The organism is Candidatus Binatia bacterium, from assembly GCA_036382395.1.
Classification (GTDB): Bacteria; Desulfobacterota; Binatia; order HRBIN30; family HRBIN30; genus JAGDMS01.
In genome coordinates, this window is record DASVHW010000137.1 from 1 (window position 1) to 3233 (window position 3233).

General features: G+C 63.3%; 5 protein-coding genes. 3 read left to right on the top strand and 2 right to left on the bottom strand.

What is annotated here, in order from left to right:
- On the top strand, nucleotides 1–781 hold a 781-nt coding region (locus tag VF515_06590; protein ID HEX7407306.1), incomplete at its 5' end, for a transposase.
- 545 nt (nucleotides 782–1326) lie between these two features.
- On the opposite strand, the gene VF515_06595 is transcribed toward VF515_06590, so the two are convergent.
- Both VF515_06595 and VF515_06600 read right to left on the bottom strand, forming a co-directional pair.
- Nucleotides 1327–1647: a transcriptional regulator gene (locus tag VF515_06595; protein ID HEX7407307.1), complete on the bottom strand. Its 321-nt coding sequence runs from the start codon at nucleotides 1645–1647 to the stop codon at nucleotides 1327–1329.
- A gap of 19 nt (nucleotides 1648–1666) precedes the next feature.
- Nucleotides 1667–1984, bottom strand: coding sequence for a type II toxin-antitoxin system RelE/ParE family toxin (locus VF515_06600; protein ID HEX7407308.1), 318 nt, complete (start codon nucleotides 1982–1984; stop codon nucleotides 1667–1669).
- A gap of 415 nt (nucleotides 1985–2399) precedes the next feature.
- Here VF515_06600 and VF515_06605 point away from each other — a divergent pair, with 415 nt between their 5' ends.
- Together VF515_06605 and VF515_06610 are read left to right on the top strand one after the other, a co-directional pair.
- Nucleotides 2400–2738, top strand: a complete 339-nt coding sequence (locus VF515_06605) for a tyrosine-type recombinase/integrase (protein ID HEX7407309.1) — start codon at nucleotides 2400–2402, stop codon at nucleotides 2736–2738.
- 92 nt (nucleotides 2739–2830) lie between these two features.
- On the top strand, nucleotides 2831–3124 hold the full coding sequence (locus tag VF515_06610; GenBank protein ID HEX7407310.1) for a type II toxin-antitoxin system ParD family antitoxin: 294 nt from the start codon (nucleotides 2831–2833) through the stop codon (nucleotides 3122–3124).
- Nucleotides 3125–3233: the final 109 nt, after the last annotated feature.

The window sequence follows — 3233 nt, forward strand, 5'->3', positions numbered from 1 at the left end:
CGATTTTGTCGGACAGTTCCACGACCCGAAATGTTGGGAGACGCGGCCGCCGGAGAAAAGGGCGCGGGTGGCGCCGGAGTCGGAGGGTCTGCGGGCACTGGAGGCGGTCAATCGCGAGCTGGTGGAGCGCGGCGCCGACCGCAGCGTGACGCAGGCAACCATCGACCATGACGGGCCGATCATCGAGGCGCACAAGCGCGAGGCGACGGTGGCGTACGAGGGAACGCGGGGGTTCCAACCGCTGGTGGCGGTGTGGGCGGAGCAGCAGCTCGTGGTGTCGGACGAGTTCCGGGACGGCAACGTGGCGGGAGGCGACGACCCGTTGAGCTCGGTCAAGCGAGCGTTCGCGAATCTGCCGCCGTGGGTCGTCGAGCGCCGCTTGCGTGCCGACTCGGCAGCTTACTACACGCCGCTGCTCAAATATCTGGTGAGGGAAAAGATCGGCTTCGCGATCAGCGCGGACATGACCAGGGAGCTGCGGGCGTGCTGCAGCGCCGTGGCAAACCAGCGATGGGCTCTGCTCGATACGCGGGAGCGTGAACAGGTCGACCTCGCCGAGGTGGAGTTCACCCCAGGTGACTGGCCGCGCGATGCGTGGCCGCTGCGCTACATCGCGCTGCGGTTCACGCCGCGCCAGCAGGAGCTGTTCGAGAGCAAGGGCGTCACCTACCACGCCGTCGTCCCCTGCCATCGCGGCGACCTCAAACGTGGCACCCTCCATGGGATCATTAAGCAGGCAGGACTCACCCCCGACGAGTTCATTACACTGCTGCGTAGCTGATCGTTGTGAGTAGCCGCCGGTGCTCGCGGCCGTGATCAGCCTCAAGAGGACGCACCAGGGGTCACTCACCTGTTTACCCGATATTCTACGCTAAGGAGTGACCCCATCAAGTTGCTGCGCGGTTGATCGACCACCGCGGCATCATCGCGCTGGCAAGACGCCTTCAGGTTGTACACCTTGCGCCCGCAACGACTGCAGGCCCAGACGTGTAGCGGCGGAAGGCCGAAGTTCAGCCCCAATGTTTGTCAGCTCTCCTTGCCACTCACCCCTTGCCGCCGCGAGCCCGCGATCGCCGACGCCGGCATCGCCCCACCGTGTCGTCCGGCCGCACGCAAACTGCCAATCGAGTACAGCATATTACGCCTCACTGAGGTGGCGGCTACGCGGCATGGGCTGCGGTGCCTAGCAACTTATGCGGGTCCCCGAATGCTCACACTTCAAAGTCTACTTTCCGGACCCGCAAAGGCCCACCTTTCTTCGTGGCCATTCCTTGGCTTCCTTCCTTGCCCGGTAGTCCGCTTCCGCGAGCCGGCGCCGACGTGTGTTCATGCGGCCTTGGCCGTGACCCACAATTTGACGCGCGTTTTCTTCTGCAGCGCGCAAACAATGTCGAAGAAGTTCTCGGTACTCGGGTTACCGCGCGGCGCGAGCATGCGATGCAGGCTCTTGGCGGATTTGTTGACCGCCGCCGCCAGTGCTTCGAAGCCCACTGTCGCGTTGACCAGATCGCGCAAGATAGCCTTGCCCGCAGTGGTGTCACCGGCGAGATAGGCATTGATCGCTTCGGTAAATAGCGCCTGGCGGAACCGCGTGTCACGCCGCGCACGAGCCAGAATGGTTTCCTTGAAATCCCGTGTGAGTGCCATAGTACTCCTCTCTTATGATTCACGCCTTGCGGCGCCGGTAATCGGTCCATCGTGCTTTTGCCGCGGCGATGGCTTCCTGCTGTCGTTGCTTGCTGCTCCCGCCCAGCAAGATCACCAGTACATCGCCATCTCTGCCGAAATAGACGCGGTAGCCAGGACCGAACTCGATCTTCCTTTCGAACACGCCGGAGCCAACACCTTTCACGTTCGACAAATTGCCAGCGGCCAGCTGATAGACAGCCGCAGCCACCTTGGCCGCTGCCGGTGCATTCAAGGAGTCGAACCACTTCGCGTAGGCGGAACGGCCTTGGCCATCGAGGTATTCAACAAGCCGGATCGGTGCCACGCCCAAAAGTAACATAATTGTTACCATGCTTGCAATCGCTACATCGCTGCATAGTGACGGATCGCTCCGCAGTGGTACGCGACGCACAGAACTCGCAAAACAGCAGAGCCGAGGTTCGGCGTTGAGCGGTCGGCCGCGCACCACATTGTAGGGCCGCGCCGCATGACGTGGCTGCGGACCTGCCTCAGATCGGCACGTCGTGCGAGGTGCTTTCCGACGTCGTGCGTCGGCGCTTGTCGTAGATCTGCGTCGTCGTGATGTGCGATGGCCGAGTAGCTCTTGCACCTTGGTGATGTCGACGCTGGCGTCGAGGAGCAGCGTGGCCGTGGTGGCGCGCAGCGAGTGCGGCGTGTAGATGCAGCGCCCGTCCTTCGTCGCGCCGGGCAACTGTTGCGGGTATGCCTGAATGGTGAGGTACATCGCCGCCGCCGGCATCGCCGGCGACAAGAACGGACCGCTCTTCCGGACCACCCGCGGCAAAACGCGTCAGCTCACCCGCAGCCCGATGACTCGCGTCGACGTCTTCCGGATGATCAAGCGGCGGGCACAGGACGCCGGTCTCTCCTCCACCGCGGTCTGCTGCCACGCCTTCCGCGCCACCGGCATCACAGCCTATCTCGAAAATGGCGGTACACTCGAACACGCGCAGCAGATTGCGGCGCACGAGTCGCCGCGCACGACGAAGCTCTATGACCGGACCATCGACCAAGTCGGCCTCGACGAGATCGAGCGGATCGCGATCTAACAGTCCTATCCCTTGATAGCCCCAATCGGCACGCGCACAATTCTTGCCAAGATTTGACAAGATTCACGCGGGCTCGCTACGATGGAACCACTATGAAACCTCGTGTTGCCACCATGAACGTGTCGTTGCCGGCGCCGTTGCGCGCCCGACTCGATGAGAAGGTGCAAAAGCTCGGCTCGTACGGCTCAACCAGCGAGTACGTCCGTGAGCTCATCCGCCGCGACCTGCAACGCGACGCGATTGCCCATGTTGACGCGCTGCTGGCCGAGGGCCTGGCGTCCCCCACCGAACCCGTCAACGCGGCGTGGTGGAAAGCCCGCCGCGATCACCTAGCCCGACATCGGCGCGAACGGGCCAAGAAACAACAGCCCCATAAACGCGCGTGACCGACCTTGAGCTCATCATCCACGAGACCGCGCGACACGATGTCGACGAGCACGTCGAGTACCTCGACGACCGGGACCCCAACATGGCCGAACGGTTCCACAGCGAGCT